The organism is Pseudomonas sp. S30_BP2TU TE3576, from assembly GCF_050436025.1.
Classification (GTDB): domain Bacteria; phylum Pseudomonadota; class Gammaproteobacteria; order Pseudomonadales; family Pseudomonadaceae; genus Aquipseudomonas.
The window spans coordinates 2,852,040-2,866,965 of record NZ_JBNDLK010000001.1; the positions used below are offsets into that span (position 1 = coordinate 2,852,040).

The 14,926-nt window shown below is 60.5% G+C and carries 16 protein-coding genes; 3 read left to right on the plus strand and 13 right to left on the minus strand.

Features of this window, described 5'->3' with window-relative positions:
• The first annotated feature begins 80 nt into the window (after positions 1-80).
• From ABIA48_RS12865 to ABIA48_RS12875, 3 genes are all read left to right on the plus strand, one after another.
• On the plus strand, positions 81-1,325 hold the full coding sequence (locus tag ABIA48_RS12865; protein ID WP_429492860.1) for an MFS transporter: 1,245 nt from the start codon (positions 81-83) through the stop codon (positions 1,323-1,325).
• Between the two features lie 78 nt (positions 1,326-1,403).
• Positions 1,404-2,675, plus strand: a complete 1,272-nt coding sequence (locus ABIA48_RS12870; protein ID WP_429489068.1) for an AAA family ATPase — start codon at positions 1,404-1,406, stop codon at positions 2,673-2,675.
• Entirely contained in the window at positions 2,672-3,316 is a 645-nt protein-coding gene (locus ABIA48_RS12875; protein WP_429489070.1) for a retron system putative HNH endonuclease, read from the plus strand. Before ABIA48_RS12870 ends, ABIA48_RS12875 begins: the two co-directional genes overlap by 4 nt.
• A gap of 62 nt (positions 3,317-3,378) precedes the next feature.
• Here ABIA48_RS12875 and gspM read toward each other — a convergent pair whose 3' ends face one another.
• From gspM to gbpA, 13 genes are all read right to left on the minus strand, one after another.
• Positions 3,379-3,810, minus strand: a complete 432-nt coding sequence (gspM, locus tag ABIA48_RS12880) for a type II secretion system protein GspM (protein ID WP_429489072.1) — start codon at positions 3,808-3,810, stop codon at positions 3,379-3,381.
• Positions 3,807-4,913 (minus strand): type II secretion system protein GspL, encoded by a 1,107-nt coding sequence (gspL, locus tag ABIA48_RS12885; protein WP_429489074.1) that lies wholly within the window; start codon positions 4,911-4,913, stop codon positions 3,807-3,809. Before gspL ends, gspM begins: the two co-directional genes overlap by 4 nt.
• Positions 4,910-5,761, minus strand: a complete 852-nt coding sequence (locus ABIA48_RS12890) for a type II secretion system protein GspK (RefSeq protein WP_429489076.1) — start codon at positions 5,759-5,761, stop codon at positions 4,910-4,912. The genes gspL and ABIA48_RS12890 overlap by 4 nt, the downstream gene beginning before the upstream one ends.
• On the minus strand, positions 5,758-6,300 hold the full coding sequence (locus ABIA48_RS12895; protein WP_429489078.1) for a type II secretion system protein GspJ: 543 nt from the start codon (positions 6,298-6,300) through the stop codon (positions 5,758-5,760). Before ABIA48_RS12895 ends, ABIA48_RS12890 begins: the two co-directional genes overlap by 4 nt.
• Positions 6,293-6,676, minus strand: coding sequence for a type II secretion system minor pseudopilin GspI (gene gspI / locus ABIA48_RS12900; RefSeq protein ID WP_429489080.1), 384 nt, complete (start codon positions 6,674-6,676; stop codon positions 6,293-6,295). The genes ABIA48_RS12895 and gspI overlap by 8 nt, the downstream gene beginning before the upstream one ends.
• Positions 6,669-7,136 carry a type II secretion system minor pseudopilin GspH gene (gspH, locus tag ABIA48_RS12905; protein WP_429489082.1) on the minus strand — a complete coding sequence of 156 codons (468 nt, stop codon included), beginning with the start codon at positions 7,134-7,136 and terminating at the stop codon, positions 6,669-6,671. The genes gspI and gspH overlap by 8 nt, the downstream gene beginning before the upstream one ends.
• Positions 7,137-7,139: 3 nt before the next feature.
• A complete protein-coding gene (gspG, locus tag ABIA48_RS12910; RefSeq protein WP_429489084.1) occupies positions 7,140-7,595 on the minus strand; it encodes a type II secretion system major pseudopilin GspG in 456 nt (151 codons plus the stop codon).
• A gap of 3 nt (positions 7,596-7,598) precedes the next feature.
• Positions 7,599-8,807, minus strand: a complete 1,209-nt coding sequence (gene gspF, locus ABIA48_RS12915) for a type II secretion system inner membrane protein GspF (protein WP_429489086.1) — start codon at positions 8,805-8,807, stop codon at positions 7,599-7,601.
• A 3-nt stretch (positions 8,808-8,810) separates the two neighbouring features.
• Positions 8,811-10,283, minus strand: a complete 1,473-nt coding sequence (gene gspE, locus ABIA48_RS12920; protein ID WP_429489088.1) for a type II secretion system ATPase GspE — start codon at positions 10,281-10,283, stop codon at positions 8,811-8,813.
• Positions 10,284-10,287: 4 nt separating this feature from the next.
• Positions 10,288-12,207, minus strand: a complete 1,920-nt coding sequence (gene gspD / locus ABIA48_RS12925; RefSeq protein WP_429489090.1) for a type II secretion system secretin GspD — start codon at positions 12,205-12,207, stop codon at positions 10,288-10,290.
• Between the two features lie 8 nt (positions 12,208-12,215).
• On the minus strand, positions 12,216-12,758 hold the full coding sequence (locus ABIA48_RS12930) for a hypothetical protein (protein WP_429489091.1): 543 nt from the start codon (positions 12,756-12,758) through the stop codon (positions 12,216-12,218).
• Positions 12,759-12,762: 4 nt separating this feature from the next.
• Positions 12,763-13,311 (minus strand): cytochrome b, encoded by a 549-nt coding sequence (locus tag ABIA48_RS12935; protein WP_429489093.1) that lies wholly within the window; start codon positions 13,309-13,311, stop codon positions 12,763-12,765.
• Between the two features lie 77 nt (positions 13,312-13,388).
• Positions 13,389-14,855, minus strand: a complete 1,467-nt coding sequence (gbpA, locus tag ABIA48_RS12940) for an N-acetylglucosamine-binding protein GbpA (RefSeq protein WP_429489095.1) — start codon at positions 14,853-14,855, stop codon at positions 13,389-13,391.
• Between the last annotated feature and the right edge of the window lie 71 nt (positions 14,856-14,926).

Consider the following 14,926-nt stretch of genomic DNA (forward strand, 5'->3'; position numbering starts at 1 on the left):
TATGCTTTTTTTCATTGCCTGACCGGCTGCGTCCTCCGAGGTCCAACGTGAAAACTGCTGTCGCCCCACTCGCCCATGAAATTCCCCCCGCAACGCAGGACGATATCGCCGTTGAGCTGGCAGAGATCTACATCGAGAAAGGCACGCAGGCGTTCATGCGCACCGTGCTGGCACTGTTCTGCGGCGGCTTCGCGACCTTCGCCCTGCTCTACTGCGTGCAACCGATGATGCCGCTGTTGTCCCACGAATATTCCATTAACGCGGCGCAAAGCAGCCTGATCCTCTCGGTGGCCACCGGCATGCTCGCTTTCGGCCTGCTGATCACCGGCCCCATCTCCGACCGCGTCGGGCGCAAACCGGTGATGGTTGCCGCGCTGTTCGCCGCCGCCTTGTGCACCCTTGCCAGCGCGATGCTGCCGAGCTGGCATGCTGTGCTGGCGATGCGGGCGTTGGTGGGCCTGTCATTGAGTGGTCTGGCGGCGGTCGCCATGACGTACCTGAGTGAAGAGATCCACCCGCAGCACATCGGCCTGGCGATGGGTCTGTACATCGGCGGCAACGCGATTGGCGGGATGAGCGGGCGCTTGATCACCGGGGTACTGATCGACTTCGTCAGTTGGCACACGGCAATGCTGGTGATTGGCGGCCTGGCCCTGATTGCGGCGGCGGTGTTCTGGAAAATCCTCCCCGAGTCGCGCAACTTCCGCGCCCGCTCGCTGCACCCACGCAGCCTGCTCGACGGCTTCACCATGCACTTTCGCGACGCCGGCCTGCCGCTGCTGTTCCTCGAAGCCTTCGTGCTGATGGGCGCGTTCGTCACGCTGTTCAACTACATCGGCTACCGCCTGCTGGCCGAGCCCTATCACATGGAACAGGCGTTCGTCGGCATGCTCTCGGTGGTGTACCTGTCAGGCATCTACAGTTCGGCGAAAATCGGCGCCCTGGCCGACAAACTCGGTCGACGCAAAATGCTCTGGAGCACCATTGCGCTGATGATCGCCGGCCTGGCCCTGACGATGTTCACACCGCTGTCGCTGGTGATCATCGGCATGCTGGTGTTCACCTTCGGCTTCTTCGGTGCCCATTCGGTGGCCAGCAGCTGGATCGGCCGCCGCGCCACCAAGGCCAAGGGGCAGGCGTCGTCGCTCTACCTGTTCAGCTACTACGCCGGGTCGAGCATTGCCGGCACGGCGGGCGGCGTGTTCTGGCACTTGGCCGGATGGAACGGGATCGGGCTGTTCATCGGCACGCTGCTGGTGATTGCGCTGCTGATCGCGTTGAAGCTGGCGAAGTTGCCGCTGCTGCCGAGTACAGCGCAGGTTTAGCCACAACTGCACCCTAGCGGTAATCGCGAGCCAAGGTACACTGACGGCATTCGTCAGTCTTGGTAAAGGGAAGCCAGAATGCGCCTGGACCGTCTCCACATTCAGAATTTTCGTTGCTACGAAGATGCCACTTTCGACTTTCAGCCGGGTTTCAATCTGGTGGTGGGGGTTAATGGGAGCGGGAAGACTTCGTTGTTGCAGGCGGTGGCCGTTTCGTTCATTGAATATGCGAATTCGATAAAACCACAGCCAATCGGCTTAGACCAGAACGACGTGCGCTTTGTCATCAACAAATTTGAAAGTCGTAGCCGCTTCGAAAGAGAGTTCCCGCTTCTGCTTGTAGCTAAGGGAGATATCTTAGGAGTCAATAAATGGGAAACCACTCAAGCGGGTGAGCATCTCCCACCTTTGGCAGACCTCGATTTAATGCTCGCAACAGATAAAGAGCTCGCAAGGTTCGATCTCGGAGAAAGTGTCGAGCTACCTGTTCTCGCTTTCTATCGATCTAATCGTCAATGGAAAGGCGCAAATATTTCGGCCGAGTTTGCGGCACAACAAAAAATCTCCCGCCTGGATGGTTACACGAACTGGTTTGATGCAGTTACTGACTTAAAAGACTTCGAAAGTTGGCTGATCGGCAAGACGCTCGAACGCATGCAAAATTTGCTGGATTCAAAAACGGTAACATCGACATTCGATGACGAACTGGCGTTGGTCAATCAAGCAATCGAGATAGCTCTGCCGAATGCAAAAGACCTTCGTTACGACCTCAGACTTCAAAGCCTACTGATAGATGTTGAAGGAGGTACAACCATTCCCTTCAACAACCTCAGTGACGGCCAGCGAGGCATGGTCGCCCTTTTCGCCGACATCGCCCGTCGCATGTGCATCCTCAACCCCCACATGGGCAAGGACGTCCTGAAAAACACTTCAGGCGTAGTCATCATCGACGAATTGGACATCCATCTTCACCCAGCCTGGCAACGCAACATCGTGCCTGCACTGAAACAAGCTTTCCCGAAAGTCCAGTTCATCGCCGCCAGCCACTCCCCTCAAATCATCGGCAGCCTCCAACCCGAAGAAGTCATCGTTCTGCACAACGGCGATCCATCCCACCCTAGAGTCACTTATGGTCTGGACTCCAGCAGCGTGCTGGAGGAAGTGATGGGGGTTACCCAACGCGAACCCGAAATTGAAAAATTGCTCTCGGAACTGTTTTCAACACTGGAAGACAACGACCTGAAGAAAGCCAAGGCGCAACTCAAGGCACTGAGGTTGAGAGCCCCTGATCTACCGGAGTTCGCTGGAGCAGAGGCGCTGATCAGGCGCAAGGAGATCCTCGGCAAATGAAACGAGTGCTCAAAGGAATTGAACCCGCTTCATTTACAAGATGGAAAAGCTCGGCAAACGAAGAGTGGAATCCTACTTATCCAACACTGCAAAATCCGCAAAAGCGTGATTTGCACAACAGTTTGCTGCAAGAACAGGGCTTCTTCTGTTGCTACTGCGGTAGAGAGATAGATGCTGCCAGCAGTCATATTGAACACTTCAGGCCTCAAGAACACTATGAGGCGTTGGCATTGGAGTACCACAACCTCCACGCCTCCTGCCTGCGAGAGACAACACCTGGCAATCCGTTGCACTGCGGTCATCGCAAAGGCAATTGGTTTGACGAAGCGCAGCATATCTCTCCAATGGATGAGCATTGCGAACACCGTTTCCGCTATCTGCAGACCGGCGAAATTCAAGCGACCGAGCGGGACGATTTGCCGGCCACGAAAATGATTGAAGTGCTGGCACTCGATATTGCCTACCTCAACAATCGCCGGCAGAGCACAATTCGTGGCTTATTCGATGACGAGTTCATCACACAGGCCAGTGAGGAAGACCTGACCCGCCTTGTTGCTGCAATTCGCTCTAACAGCATTCTTGAGCAAAAAGCTTTCGATCACGTGATCGCGCGCTACGCCGAACAGCTCATCGGACACTGAAAGTCTGCACAATGAAAAGCGCCCAGCATAAGCCGGGCGTTCTTCATTGAGCGGAAGTGCAACTACTTGAGCACCAGCCGCGCCTCCAAAGCATCGTCAAGTTTTTCCAGCGTCAGCGATTGCAGCGCGACACCGCTGCGCTCCATGCCGTCGAGCCACTGCAGCAATGTTTGTGAATCGCCATTGAGGGTCAGGCGCATCAGATCGCTGTCGGTCTCCATCTGCCGGATTTCCAGCCCCGCCGCCGTGGCGCTTTCGCTGACGCGCAGAGATAGCGGCTGATCGGTGTCAACGGCGACATGGCTACGCGGTTGCGCCCTTTGCAGTTGCGCGACCAAGGCCATTTGCTGTTGATACTGTCGCTCGACGTCCTCCAGCCGCTGCCGGGTCGGCTGCCAGATCAGGCTGAAGGCCACAACCGTCAACAAAAACACGCCCAACACCAGCAACAGCTGTTGTTCGCGCGTGGAAGTTCGCCGCCAAATCTGCTTCATGCCTCGTCCTCCACGATGAGGGTAGCGTGCACCCGGTCAGCAGCTCTATTTGCGCTATCGAGCCGCACGGGCATGCCTTGTTGTCGTCCGCGCTCACGCAACTGCTCCAGCTCGGCAAAGCCGCTGGCAGTCAGCTGGATTTTCCAGCCTTCGCCTGCTCGTAACTCGATGCGCTGGACCTCGACCGGACTGGCGCCGATCACCTGCTCGATCAACCGGACCAGCCCCGCGATGCGTGTGTTTTGCGATTCGACAGGCTGGCTTTGCAGCGCCTTGAGTTGCGCGGCCATGTCGACGATGCGGCTCTGATCAGGGTAAAGCGCCTTGAATTGCTGTTCATTTTGACTGGTGAGATGGCGCACCTCGCTGTCGAGGAAGCCGATTCGCGCTTCACTGGCGCCCCAGCTCAACAGCGCCAGCATCAACAGCGCCAACCCGCCGGCACGCCAAAGCAGGGGCTTGCCCCGTGGAGCAAACGCGCCTTGCAACAGGTTGATGGCCAGGGTTGGACGAAGGCTCAGGCATCGATCGATTGCAGCGGGGTCCTCACGCTCGTCCAGCCATTGCATGTCCTTGGGCAACAACGGGGTGAGTAAGGCCAGATTGTCTTGCGACAACGCCATGCGCGCCGATCGGTCTCCACCCAACAACCAACGACCGAACCACCACACACCGCTCGGCTGATCGCCGGACAGTACATCGGCATCAACGAAAACCCCGCGCACCTCAATACCCGCCTCGCGCAGCAAAGCGAGCACGGCGGCCAACCGTTCCCGGCCAATGACCATGACCGGGTAGCAGCCGTCACGATCACGAGCGCCAACACCCAGATGCACAACCTCCAGCGCTTCACTCAGTTGATCTTCCACGGCGTAGGCAATGGCCTGGGGCTGGGGCTTGCGCCGGGCCGGCCACGGGTCGCTGCATACCCAACTGCACATTTCCATGGGCAGCAGTACATCGACCGATTTCCCCTGCAATGCCGAGGCCGCCTGATTCAGTGGCATCGGCTGGCGTTGACCGGTTGGGGACCACAGCACGCAAGGCCAGAGTGCGGATGGCGCGTCCTGGCCTTCGGCGGTCAGGTAAAGCCAAGTATTCATTGCGGCCTCTCGTGGCGACTCATGGGTAGAAAACGTCGTTGCAGCACCGTCAGCTGTTGAGTCTTGGGGTCGTACCCGACATCCGTAGCCAGGTGCAGTTCGCGCCCGTCCCGGGTCACCTGCACGCTGATCCGATACCAGCTGCTACGGGTTCCAAGCCCGTGGCTGCTCAAGCCTTTCCCGGAGAGCAATGGGTTCTGCGTAAACGCCTGGACGCTCGCCCAGGGCGTTGTTGCCGCCTGGCGCGTCAGCGCATCGGCGGTCGCGGCGTCCACCTCACCGAGTGTTCTCAACAGCAGGGCCGGTGCGGTGTTGATGTTCAAGGCTGTGTCGGTCGGCAACAGCGTCACCCAAGGCTCCAGCCGCTGCAGCAGGCGAGCGTTAATGCCAGGCAGCAAGCGCAACTGGCTCAGTTCCCGCAGCGGCCCGACCTGGCTCAGTTGCACCGGAGCAAGATCGAGCAGCTCAAGCAGGCGTGCCCAACGCTTGAGGGTGACCTGATCCACCTGCCCCTGGCGTAACAACGCATTGAGATTGAAGCGCCCGGCGAGGTCATCGATATCGATTCGAATCTGCGCATCTTCAACTTCGAAACCCGGTGCCATGGCCGTCCAGCCCTGGATCCGCTCGACGGGTTTTTCCGTGTCCTGCAACGCGTCGCGCAACAGCAACAACGCCCAGGTTTCCCCACCCGATGCGAGTTGGCGCAGGTGTATCTGCTGTAATTGTTGCCCGGTGCTTTGCAGCGACAGGTGATGGCTGCGCAACAAGCCCCCGGTGATCAACAGCGCCAGGCTCAGGACCAGCAACACACTGATCAACGCAATGCCGCGTTGATGCCCGTTCATGGCAATGCACCCGGCATCGGCAACACCCGACGAATCGACTCGAAGCGCCCGACCGAGACTTGCACCTCCAGCGCCAGGGGCGCCTTCGCGTCCTGCCCGGACGACCAATGAGCGACCCAGCCGGACTGCCTGTCGAACAGACGCCAGCGCAACTCACGCACCCCTTCCAGGAGTTTTTGCCGCTGCACGAGTTCTGTGCCTTCGCCCTGGCTTTCGCGCCACAGCACGCCGCCGTCGAGTCGATAGGTCAGCGCCTGAAGCTCACTGCGCGGCTGGTCCAGCGGATTGCGCCAGTGACTGCGCTGGAACTGCAAAAGCGGCGGTGCGAGCACCATCGGCTGCGCAGTGACATGCAGCAAATCCCGCTCGATCACCGCCACCGCTCGTTGCAGGCTCCTGAGTTCTCGCTCATGGGCCGTCGCGCCCCGTTGCACCCGCACCACGCTATCGAACAAGCCCCAACTGGCCAGCCCCAATACGGCGAAGATCGCCAGGGCGATGACCAGCTCCAGCAAGGTGAGCCCGCGCTGCTTATTCATGAGCCGCCGGTATCCAGCCTCGGGCACGGTGCAACGCCTGCGTACTGTTTGCGGGGCTGACTTGAATGTCGACCTGGAGCAAACGTGGATCACCGGTGGCGCTGAGGTGTTGATGCAACACCCAGTCGCGCTGATCCATGGACACCACCTGCTGTTGCCGGCCGGCCGCCAATCCGGCTTGCAGGCGCAACTCGTTCAACCGGTTGTCCGCCAGCCACGTTGCGAACAGTCGCGCCTCAACGGCGTCGCGCTGTTTGACCACGTATTGACTGGCTGACAACACGGCAGCTGCCAGGGTCGCGAAGACCGCCAGCGCCACCATGATTTCCAGCAGCGTGAAACCGCCCATGGACGACAAGGATCGCCGGCTAGCCATCGATCACCACCTCGCCGATGCCATCGCCGGACAGGCTCAGCGAGGTCCTGTTGCCGGACTCGAAGGTCAGCGTGAAGGCGCTGGTTTCATCGTTGCTGAGCAGCAGCAACTGCGGCGGACCTTCGTCAGCGTCCAGCCCTACCGCATAGCCGTCCTGCTGAAAACGTACTCGCACGCTCAGCGGCCAGTCAGTCAGCACCTTCACCGGCTCCCATCCACGAACACCGAGATGCATCACCCGATAGCCTTCGGCGCTCAGCCGCAGGCCATACTCCTGGCCCTCGAACACCGCACGCTCACGCAACTGATGAATCACCTGCACCATCGCCTCGGCTTCCTGCCTGACCTGGCGCGCGGGACTGCCCCCACCGACGAGGCTCACCATGCCCAGCAAAACGCCGACCACGACCATCACGATCATCAATTCCAGCAAGGTAAACCCCCGGCAGCGGTAGCCCACGGATCAATGGCCCCAATTGCCGATTTCGGCTGCAAACCCTTCACCGCCGGCTATGCCATCGGCACCCAGGGAGTACAGGTCGTAAGTGCCATCCGCCGAGCGCACACCCGGATTGAGGTACTGATAAGGCGTGTTCCACGGATCGACCGGCATGCTCTTGAGGTAACCCTGAGGGTTCCAGCCGCGAGCCGCGGGCAGTCCGGAAGGACGTTTGACCAACGCTTCCAGGCCTTGCTGGGTCGAAGGGTAATGGGCGTTGTCGAGGCGATACATTTCCAGGGCGGTAGCGATGGCCTGGATATCGATTCTGGCGGCAGTGACCTTGGCTTGATCGGGGCGGCTCATGAACTGTGGCACCACGATGGCGCCCAGCACGCCGATGATGACCACCACCACCATGATTTCGATCAGGGTAAAACCGCGTTGCACGCGGGAAAGGCTTTTGCGGACAAGTCGCATGGATCAATTCACCAATTGGTTGAGGCTGAGAATCGGGAGCAGGATGGCCATGACGATCAGCAGTACGACGCCGCCCATCAGCACCAGCATGGCCGGCTCGAACAGGCTCACCACCAGCGCAATGCGCGCGGCGAGGCTGCTTTCCTGTTGTTCGGCGGCCCGGGCCAACATGCGGTCGAGTTCGCCGGCACGTTCGCCGCTGGCGATCATGTGCAGCATCATCGGCGGGATATCGCCGCTCAGTTCCAGGCCACGGGTCAGCGTTCCGCCTTCGCGGACCGAGCGGGCGACATCGACCATCCGCGCACGGATGGTCAGGTTGCCGATGACTGCGGCGGCAATTTCCAGTGCATCCACCAACGGCACGGCACTTTTGCCGAGAATGGCCAAAGTGCTGGCAAACCGCGCCGCCTCCATGGCACGCAACACCTCGCCGATGACAGGCGCGTCAAGCACCCAACGATGCCAGCGCAGCCGCCACTGTGTCTGCTGCCAGCTCCAGCGCCACAGGCCGAACAGCATCGCCAGCACGCTGATCAACAACAGGAAATGGTTGCGCAGGCCGTTGCTCACGCCAATCAGTGCCTGGGTCAGCCAAGGCAACGGCTGGCCGCTGTCGACGAAGATCTTCACCACATCCGGCACCACATAGCCGAGCAGAAAACCGACGATCGCTACACTGGCCAACATCAGGATCAACGGGTACACCAGAGCCATCTGGATCTTTTGCCGCGAGGCCTGGCGCGCCTGGGTGTAGGTCGCCAGTTGCTCCAGCACATGGCCCAAATGCCCCGAACGTTCGCCGGCGGCCACGGTGGCGCGAAACAATTCGGGGAAAGCCCTGGGAAATTGTCCCAGGGCCGAGGCCAGTGCATGCCCCTCCATCACCCGGCGCCTGACCGCCGACAACAGACCTGCGACCCTGGATTTCGAGCTTTGCCTGGCCACCGCTTCGAGCGCTTCTTCCAGGGGCAGTCCGGCCTGAACCAGCGTTGACAGTTGCAACGTCAACAACGCCAGATCAGCAGCGCTCAGGCGTCCGCCACGCGATAGTTTGCCTGCACCGCTGCCTGCCCTGACCTCGGTCAAAACACGTGGCCACAGCCCACGCTCGCGCAACAACTGTCGCGCATGGCGGGGGCCATCGGCCTCCAGGCGCCCCTTGCAGGAGCGTCCCCGGGTATCGTGGGCGCGGTAGTCGAAGGTCGGCACCGCTCAGTTCTCCTGCGTCACACGCAGCAACTCATCGAGGCTGGTCAATCCGTCCAGCACCCGCTGGCATCCGTCCTGGAACAGGCTGCCGGAGGCCTTGCGCGCTTCGTCGACCAGGATTTGCTCACGGGCGCCCTGATGGATCAGCGCCGAGATGGCAGGCGTCACGCTGATCAATTCGTAAATGCCGATGCGCCCGCGGTAGCCGTGCTGGCACTGCTCACAGCCCGAGGCTTTGAACAGGGTGTGCTGCGTGGCCGTGTCGAGCCCCAGGCGCTGGCAGGCCAGCGCATCAGCGATGTACGAAACCTTGCAACGGGGGCACAAGGTGCGCAGCAGGCGCTGGGCCACAATGCCCACCAGCGAGGACGCCAGCAGATAGGCATCGACGCCCATGTCGACCAGCCGCGTGATGGCGCCGGCCGCGCTGTTGGTGTGCAAGGTCGACAGCACCAGATGCCCGGTCAAAGATGCCTGGACAGCGATGTCGGCGGTTTCGCGGTCGCGGATTTCGCCGACCATCACCACGTCCGGGTCCTGGCGCAGAATCGCCCGCAGGCCTCGGGCAAAGGTCATGTCGACTTTCGGATTGACCGGCATCTGGCCCACGCCCGGCAGGTGATATTCGATCGGGTCTTCGACGGTCAGGATGTTGCGGGTCTGGTCATTCAGACTGCTCAACGCGGCGTACAGGCTGGTGGTCTTGCCGGAGCCGGTTGGCCCGGTCACCAACAGGATGCCGTGGGGTTTGCCCAACAACTGGCGCAGGGTTGCGAGGGTAACGTCCGGCATGCCCAGCCGATGCAGGTCCAGCCGCCCGGCCTGCTTGTCGAGCAGGCGCAGCACCACCCGTTCACCGTGGGCCGAAGGCAGCGTCGAGACCCGCACATCGACTTCATGTCCGGCCAGGCGCAAGGCCATTCGCCCGTCCTGGGGCACGCGTTTTTCCGCGATGTCCAGGCGCGCCATGACCTTGATCCGCGACACCAGCAGCGTCGCCAGCTCGCGCTTGGGCCGGAGCATTTCACGCAGCTGGCCATCGACCCGCATACGCACCGACAGGTAGTGCTCGAAGGTTTCCAGGTGCACGTCCGAGGCGTGTTCGCGCACGGCTTCACCGAGCAGTGCGTTGATCAGGCGAATGATCGGCGCATCGCCCTGTTGCTCCAGCAGGTCGGCGGTTTGCGGCACTTGGTCGACCAGGCTGAGCAAGTCCAGTTCTTCGTCCAGCCCTTGGGCTACCTGCTCCACCGCGCTTTGTCCCTCGCGATAGGCTGCCGCCAGGCGTGAGGCGTATTCATCGGCGTCGACGATGACAACCGGCAGCGTCGGCCCGCACACCCGGCGCGCTTCCGCCAATGCGCTGAGCGGTGCATCGCTGCGCAGGGCAAGGCGCAGATCGTCGCCATCACGCTCGAGCAACACACCAAAACGCCGGGCGAAGCCAAAGGGCAATTGCTCGCTGAATTCACCCATGGGTTTACTGCGCCTTGCCGCGCAAGTCGAACACTGGCGCGGCACTGGCCGGTTCAAACAGCCCGCGTGCCTCGGATGGCAGCAACAACGAGTTGTTTTCCCCCGCCCCTGATTTGCTCAGGTCACGCAGCGCGTTGTAACGCTGCTGGCTGACTTGGGACAGGTCTTCCTTGCTGCGCACGATGGTCGGGCGCAAGAACACCATCAGATTGCTTTTGGTCTGGGTATCGCGGCTCCAGCGGAACATCGCGCCGAGGTAGGGAATGTCACGCAACAGCGGCACGCCGCTTTTCTGGGTGCGCACGCTGTCGCGGATCAGGCCGCCGATCACGATGATTTCGCCATCGTCGGCGAGGATGGTGCTTTTGAGCGCTCGCTTGTTGGTGATCAGGTCCGAGGAGTCGATGCCCGACACCGAGGGGGCGATGTCCGACACTTCCTGCTCGACCTCCAGGCGCAACGTCGAGCCTTCGTTGATGTAAGGCTTGATCTTCAGGCTGATGCCGACATCCTTGCGCTCGACGGTGGTGAACGGATTCTCCGCGCCGTTGCTGTTGGTGGCGTAGGAGCCGGTCTTGAATGGCACGTTCTGGCCGACGATGATTTCCGCTTCCTGATTGTCCAGGGTCAACAGGCTCGGCGTGGACAGCAGGTTGCTGTGCGTGTTACTGGCCAGGGCCGAAATCAGCGCGCCGAAGCGGTCACTGCCCAGTTGCAGGATCGCCCCTTCCGGCGCCGATTGTTTCTCGTCGAACTTCAACCCGCCGACAATCGGAATGTCGGTGCCGGGAAAGTTGATGAAGCCCTTGGCATCGCCCGTGTTGAGGTTCCACTGCACTCCGACGGCCTCAGCGATGTCGCCGGAGATTTCGACGATGGCGGCATGGATCAACACCTGGGCCCGCGGCTGGTCCAGCTGGCGCACGATGCTTTCGATGGTCCGCACCTGTGCCGGATCGGCAATCAGCACCAGCGCGTTCTGGCTCTCGTCAGCCTTGATCATGAAGGTTGCGCCGCCCGACATGTCCTTGGTGCCGCCCATGGCGGGCGCCTGTTTTCTGCCCTGCCCCATCGACTCCAGAATCTCGGCCAACTGCTTGGCATCACTGTGACGCAGGCGAATCACCCGGGCGTTGTCGAGGGTCGTGGTGGCCGGCGTGTCGAGACCACGGGCCAGCTCGATCAAGCGCTGGCGAACGACCGGCGGGCCCATGAAAATCAGGCGATTGGTCCGGGTGTCAGCCAGTACCTGTATCGCTGACTCGGCATTGCGCTTGCCCATTGAGGCCTCGATCACCGGCGCAAGATCGCCCGCTTGAGCATGGTTGAGCTGAATCACCGCGTGCAGGTTGTTCTGGCCCGAGTCCAGTTCGCGGATCACCCGGGCGATGCGTTTCACGTTGGCGGCCGTATCGGTCAACACCAACGCGTTGGCCGACACTGAAGGACCGACATAACCATTGGCAGAGACCAGCGGTCGCACCAGCCCGGCAATATCGGAGGCGCTGCCGGTGTTCAAGCCGATGACTTCGGTCACGAACTGCGATGCCGTGGTGGTTTTTACCGTGCCCCGACCGGCCCGGGTCCTGGCCTCGGCGACCGGGGTGATGAGAATCCGGTCGCCCTCATCGATCACCGTAAAATGGTGGGCGTCGAGCACCGAATAGAACAACCGATGCACCCCTTCACGATCGAGGGCCTGCCGAGACATGACGGTGATACGACCGGAGACCTTGGGGTCCAGCACCACGGTGGTTCCCAGAATGCCGGAGATCTCTTCGACGATGTCGCGCAGCTCAGCGTTATTCATCGCCAACTGCCATTTTTCTTCCTCGGCTTGAAGTGCGCCGTGGGAAAGCGTTACCGCCATGGCGACGAAAAAAAGCACCGGCCGCAGTGCTTGTGCACCGAGAAAGCTATTCATGAACTTGATCACTCTGTCGGCCCGGACAACGGGCTAAAAAAACGCGGAGAAGCGCTGGGCACTTGCGGCTTGCCGTGGGGATCGAGCCGTTGCAGAAAACCCGTGACGGGAGGCTGGAGCGTCAATAGTTCCTCTCGGCCCCTGCTCCACAACACCGCATGCTCGACCTCGACGCGACGCAAGACGCTGCCACCCGGCAAGCGCTCGCCGACCTGGTAGATGCGCGCGCCCTGCGAGTCAGCCAGCAACACCCGGGACAAACCGTGGCTAACGACGAAGCTCGCCTGCAAGGTCAACGGTTCGGCGCTTGGCAGCCGTTCGGCGCCAGTCGTCAGGCCGAGTACCGTTGCAACTGCCGTTGTGTCGAGCGCCTGACGGGGGGCGGGAACGATCCGCGGTGTTTCGACCAGCATTGGCGAGGTCAGCTGTTGGCGATAGCGCCACTCTTGCCAGACCAGAAATGCCCCGTAGACCAGCGGCACAATCAGCAGGCTCGCCTTGCACAGACGCAAAGCAAGACCGCGCAAACGCTCGAGTGAAAACTTCAGCATGAGCTCACTCGAGTCGCCCGGATGCAGGCCTGCCGCACAACCGCAAAGACATCCGTCGCAACACCCGATGGTTGCAGGCCTCATGCACGATGACGGCGCCGATGTGCGCGGCAATCAACAGTGACAGCACCACACACGCCCAGATGTGGACTGTGACGAACAGGGCTATCAGTCGTGGATCGCTTAACGGCTGAGCGATCTCGATAACCCCGAATACATCGATCGGGCGATCCATCATCAACACGCCGGTCACCAGAACGGCACCGACGAGGAGGTAAATCAATGAGTGCGCAAACAACACGAGCACTTCGACAAGCGACAACGACCTCATACCCGAAAAACCGGTATGAGTGAAAAACAGAAACAGGCGCCACACATAGAACGGTATGAACACTGTCGTCAGCGAAACATTGAAGAATGCAACTGACTCCTTGATGTGCGCTGACACCTCGAAACCGGCCACAAAAAAACCAGACAGCAAGGTCCACAGGATCACCACCGCAGACAACCAATGCAGCAGCACGCGCTGTCTGGAATAACCCGAAACCGTCATTTTCAACTCGATCAACGTCAGAGGAATAAACCTTCAGGCGATCGGCTAACGATCGCCTGAAGTGCTACAAGGGGGACTTACAACTTGTCCCATGCCATGTGCCAGTGAGCACCGACACCCGGTTCAAACCCGTTGGCGTTGGGGCTGTACTGCTTGCAGTAACCCGACGCCGGGAAAGGCTTGCACTCGAAGACTTCGTTGGTCTTCGGTTGCAGAACTTTGGTACCCGCGGTGTAGCCGCTGAAGCCTTCAGGGAACACGAAATCGTATTCGACGCCCGCGCCTTCACCGGTCAGTTGGGTAGTCTGGGTGTCCTGACGTGTGGTGCGGCCATCCAGGGTGGTGCCGACCAGGGTCAGGGTGTGTGCGCCCGGGTTGCTGCGCACATCCATGGACAGCCAGGTGGAACCGCTGGCCACCTGAGCCGAAGTGGTTCCCACTGGCTTGTTGCTCTGATCGAGCAAGGTCGCTTCGACGTTCATCGCACGGTTCGCGATCATGCTGAACTCGACCTTGGCCTGGCCTTTATCCAGAACGTATTCGGCTTGCTGCGAGGCCACCGACATGCGAGCTGCGGCGTCTTCCTTCATGTCCAGCTGCACTTCGTAGCGCACTACGCCGCTTTCTTTTTGTGCGTAGAGGCTGTTGGTGCCTTTGACCGGCTCGACATTGCCGCTCTCGTCACGGATACCGGCGCGAACGAGGGTGTGGGTCTGGTTGATTTTTTCTGCCAGCTTGAACGACCAGTTTTGCGGCGTGCCCTCTTCAGCGTTATCAATGCTGACTTCGACGCTGTAGTCCGGGCTCTCGCCATTGGCGGTGAACGCACGGGCCTTGACCTTGTCACCCACCAGCAACGCGGTGGAAGGCGCGATGCTGCCCACGGAGGTCCAGCCACCCGGCAACTCTGCTTCGGCAAGAATGTTGACATCCGCCGCGTTGTAGAACGCGGCATCGGTATCGCCCACGGTCCAGATCGCCAGGATCACGTGATGGCCGGACTTGTCTGCCGGGATGGTGCAGTTGTGTTTGGCACCGGACACAGGTAACTGGTTGCTGCCGTCGATGGTGCAGAACGGTGCGCTTTCGAACGTGATGCGCTTGAGCGATTCGTTCGGGTTCCAGCCGTTGCGAGTGATGAAATACTCGTGCTTGGTGGCTGGGTGAATGGCGGTGTAACGCCATTGGAAATCAATATTGCGATCCTTGATTTCCGTCAGGTGCCAGCGAGCGGCGGACTGTGCGTCCATGGCAGAGAACAGCGCGTGACCACCGCTGGCGATCTTGCCATCGACCGGCCCTTGCAAGGGAGCGCCGCCAACGCCGGCCGGAAAGCCTTTGAAGGTTTCACCGACACTCTGCGGCTCGTATTGCGCGCCACCGCAGTTGGTGTTCAATCCTTTCTGGCAAGCCAATGCGCGTGAAGGTGGCACTTCCAGGTAGCCATGGGCGGAAACGGTTTGAGAGGCCAGCATTGCCGATAACAGGATCATCGATGAAGTGCAGGCCGTCAGGGCACTTCTTTTATCAAATGTAATTTTCATGATGTGTTCCAGACTGCTTATCGAAAACAAGGCGCCTTGCAGGCGGCGATGTTTACTTCGTTACTGTTCAG

What these genes read in the sequence shown, in the direction of transcription:
- ABIA48_RS12890 (WP_429489076.1), bottom strand. Translation starts at nt 5,761, where the DNA reads ATGAACGGGCATCAACGCGGCATTGCGTTGATCAGTGTGTTGCTGGTC.
- ABIA48_RS12875 (WP_429489070.1), top strand. Translation starts at nt 2,672, where the DNA reads ATGAAACGAGTGCTCAAAGGAATTGAACCCGCTTCATTTACAAGATGG.
- gspD (WP_429489090.1), bottom strand. Translation starts at nt 12,207, where the DNA reads ATGAATAGCTTTCTCGGTGCACAAGCACTGCGGCCGGTGCTTTTTTTC.
- gspL (WP_429489074.1), bottom strand. Translation starts at nt 4,913, where the DNA reads ATGAATACTTGGCTTTACCTGACCGCCGAAGGCCAGGACGCGCCATCC.
- gbpA (WP_429489095.1), bottom strand. Translation starts at nt 14,855, where the DNA reads ATGAAAATTACATTTGATAAAAGAAGTGCCCTGACGGCCTGCACTTCA.
- gspM (WP_429489072.1), bottom strand. Translation starts at nt 3,810, where the DNA reads ATGAAGCAGATTTGGCGGCGAACTTCCACGCGCGAACAACAGCTGTTG.
- ABIA48_RS12935 (WP_429489093.1), bottom strand. Translation starts at nt 13,311, where the DNA reads ATGACGGTTTCGGGTTATTCCAGACAGCGCGTGCTGCTGCATTGGTTG.
- gspI (WP_429489080.1), bottom strand. Translation starts at nt 6,676, where the DNA reads ATGGCTAGCCGGCGATCCTTGTCGTCCATGGGCGGTTTCACGCTGCTG.
- gspG (WP_429489084.1), bottom strand. Translation starts at nt 7,595, where the DNA reads ATGCGACTTGTCCGCAAAAGCCTTTCCCGCGTGCAACGCGGTTTTACC.
- ABIA48_RS12895 (WP_429489078.1), bottom strand. Translation starts at nt 6,300, where the DNA reads ATGAATAAGCAGCGCGGGCTCACCTTGCTGGAGCTGGTCATCGCCCTG.
- ABIA48_RS12930 (WP_429489091.1), bottom strand. Translation starts at nt 12,758, where the DNA reads ATGCTGAAGTTTTCACTCGAGCGTTTGCGCGGTCTTGCTTTGCGTCTG.
- gspE (WP_429489088.1), bottom strand. Translation starts at nt 10,283, where the DNA reads ATGGGTGAATTCAGCGAGCAATTGCCCTTTGGCTTCGCCCGGCGTTTT.
- ABIA48_RS12870 (WP_429489068.1), top strand. Translation starts at nt 1,404, where the DNA reads ATGCGCCTGGACCGTCTCCACATTCAGAATTTTCGTTGCTACGAAGAT.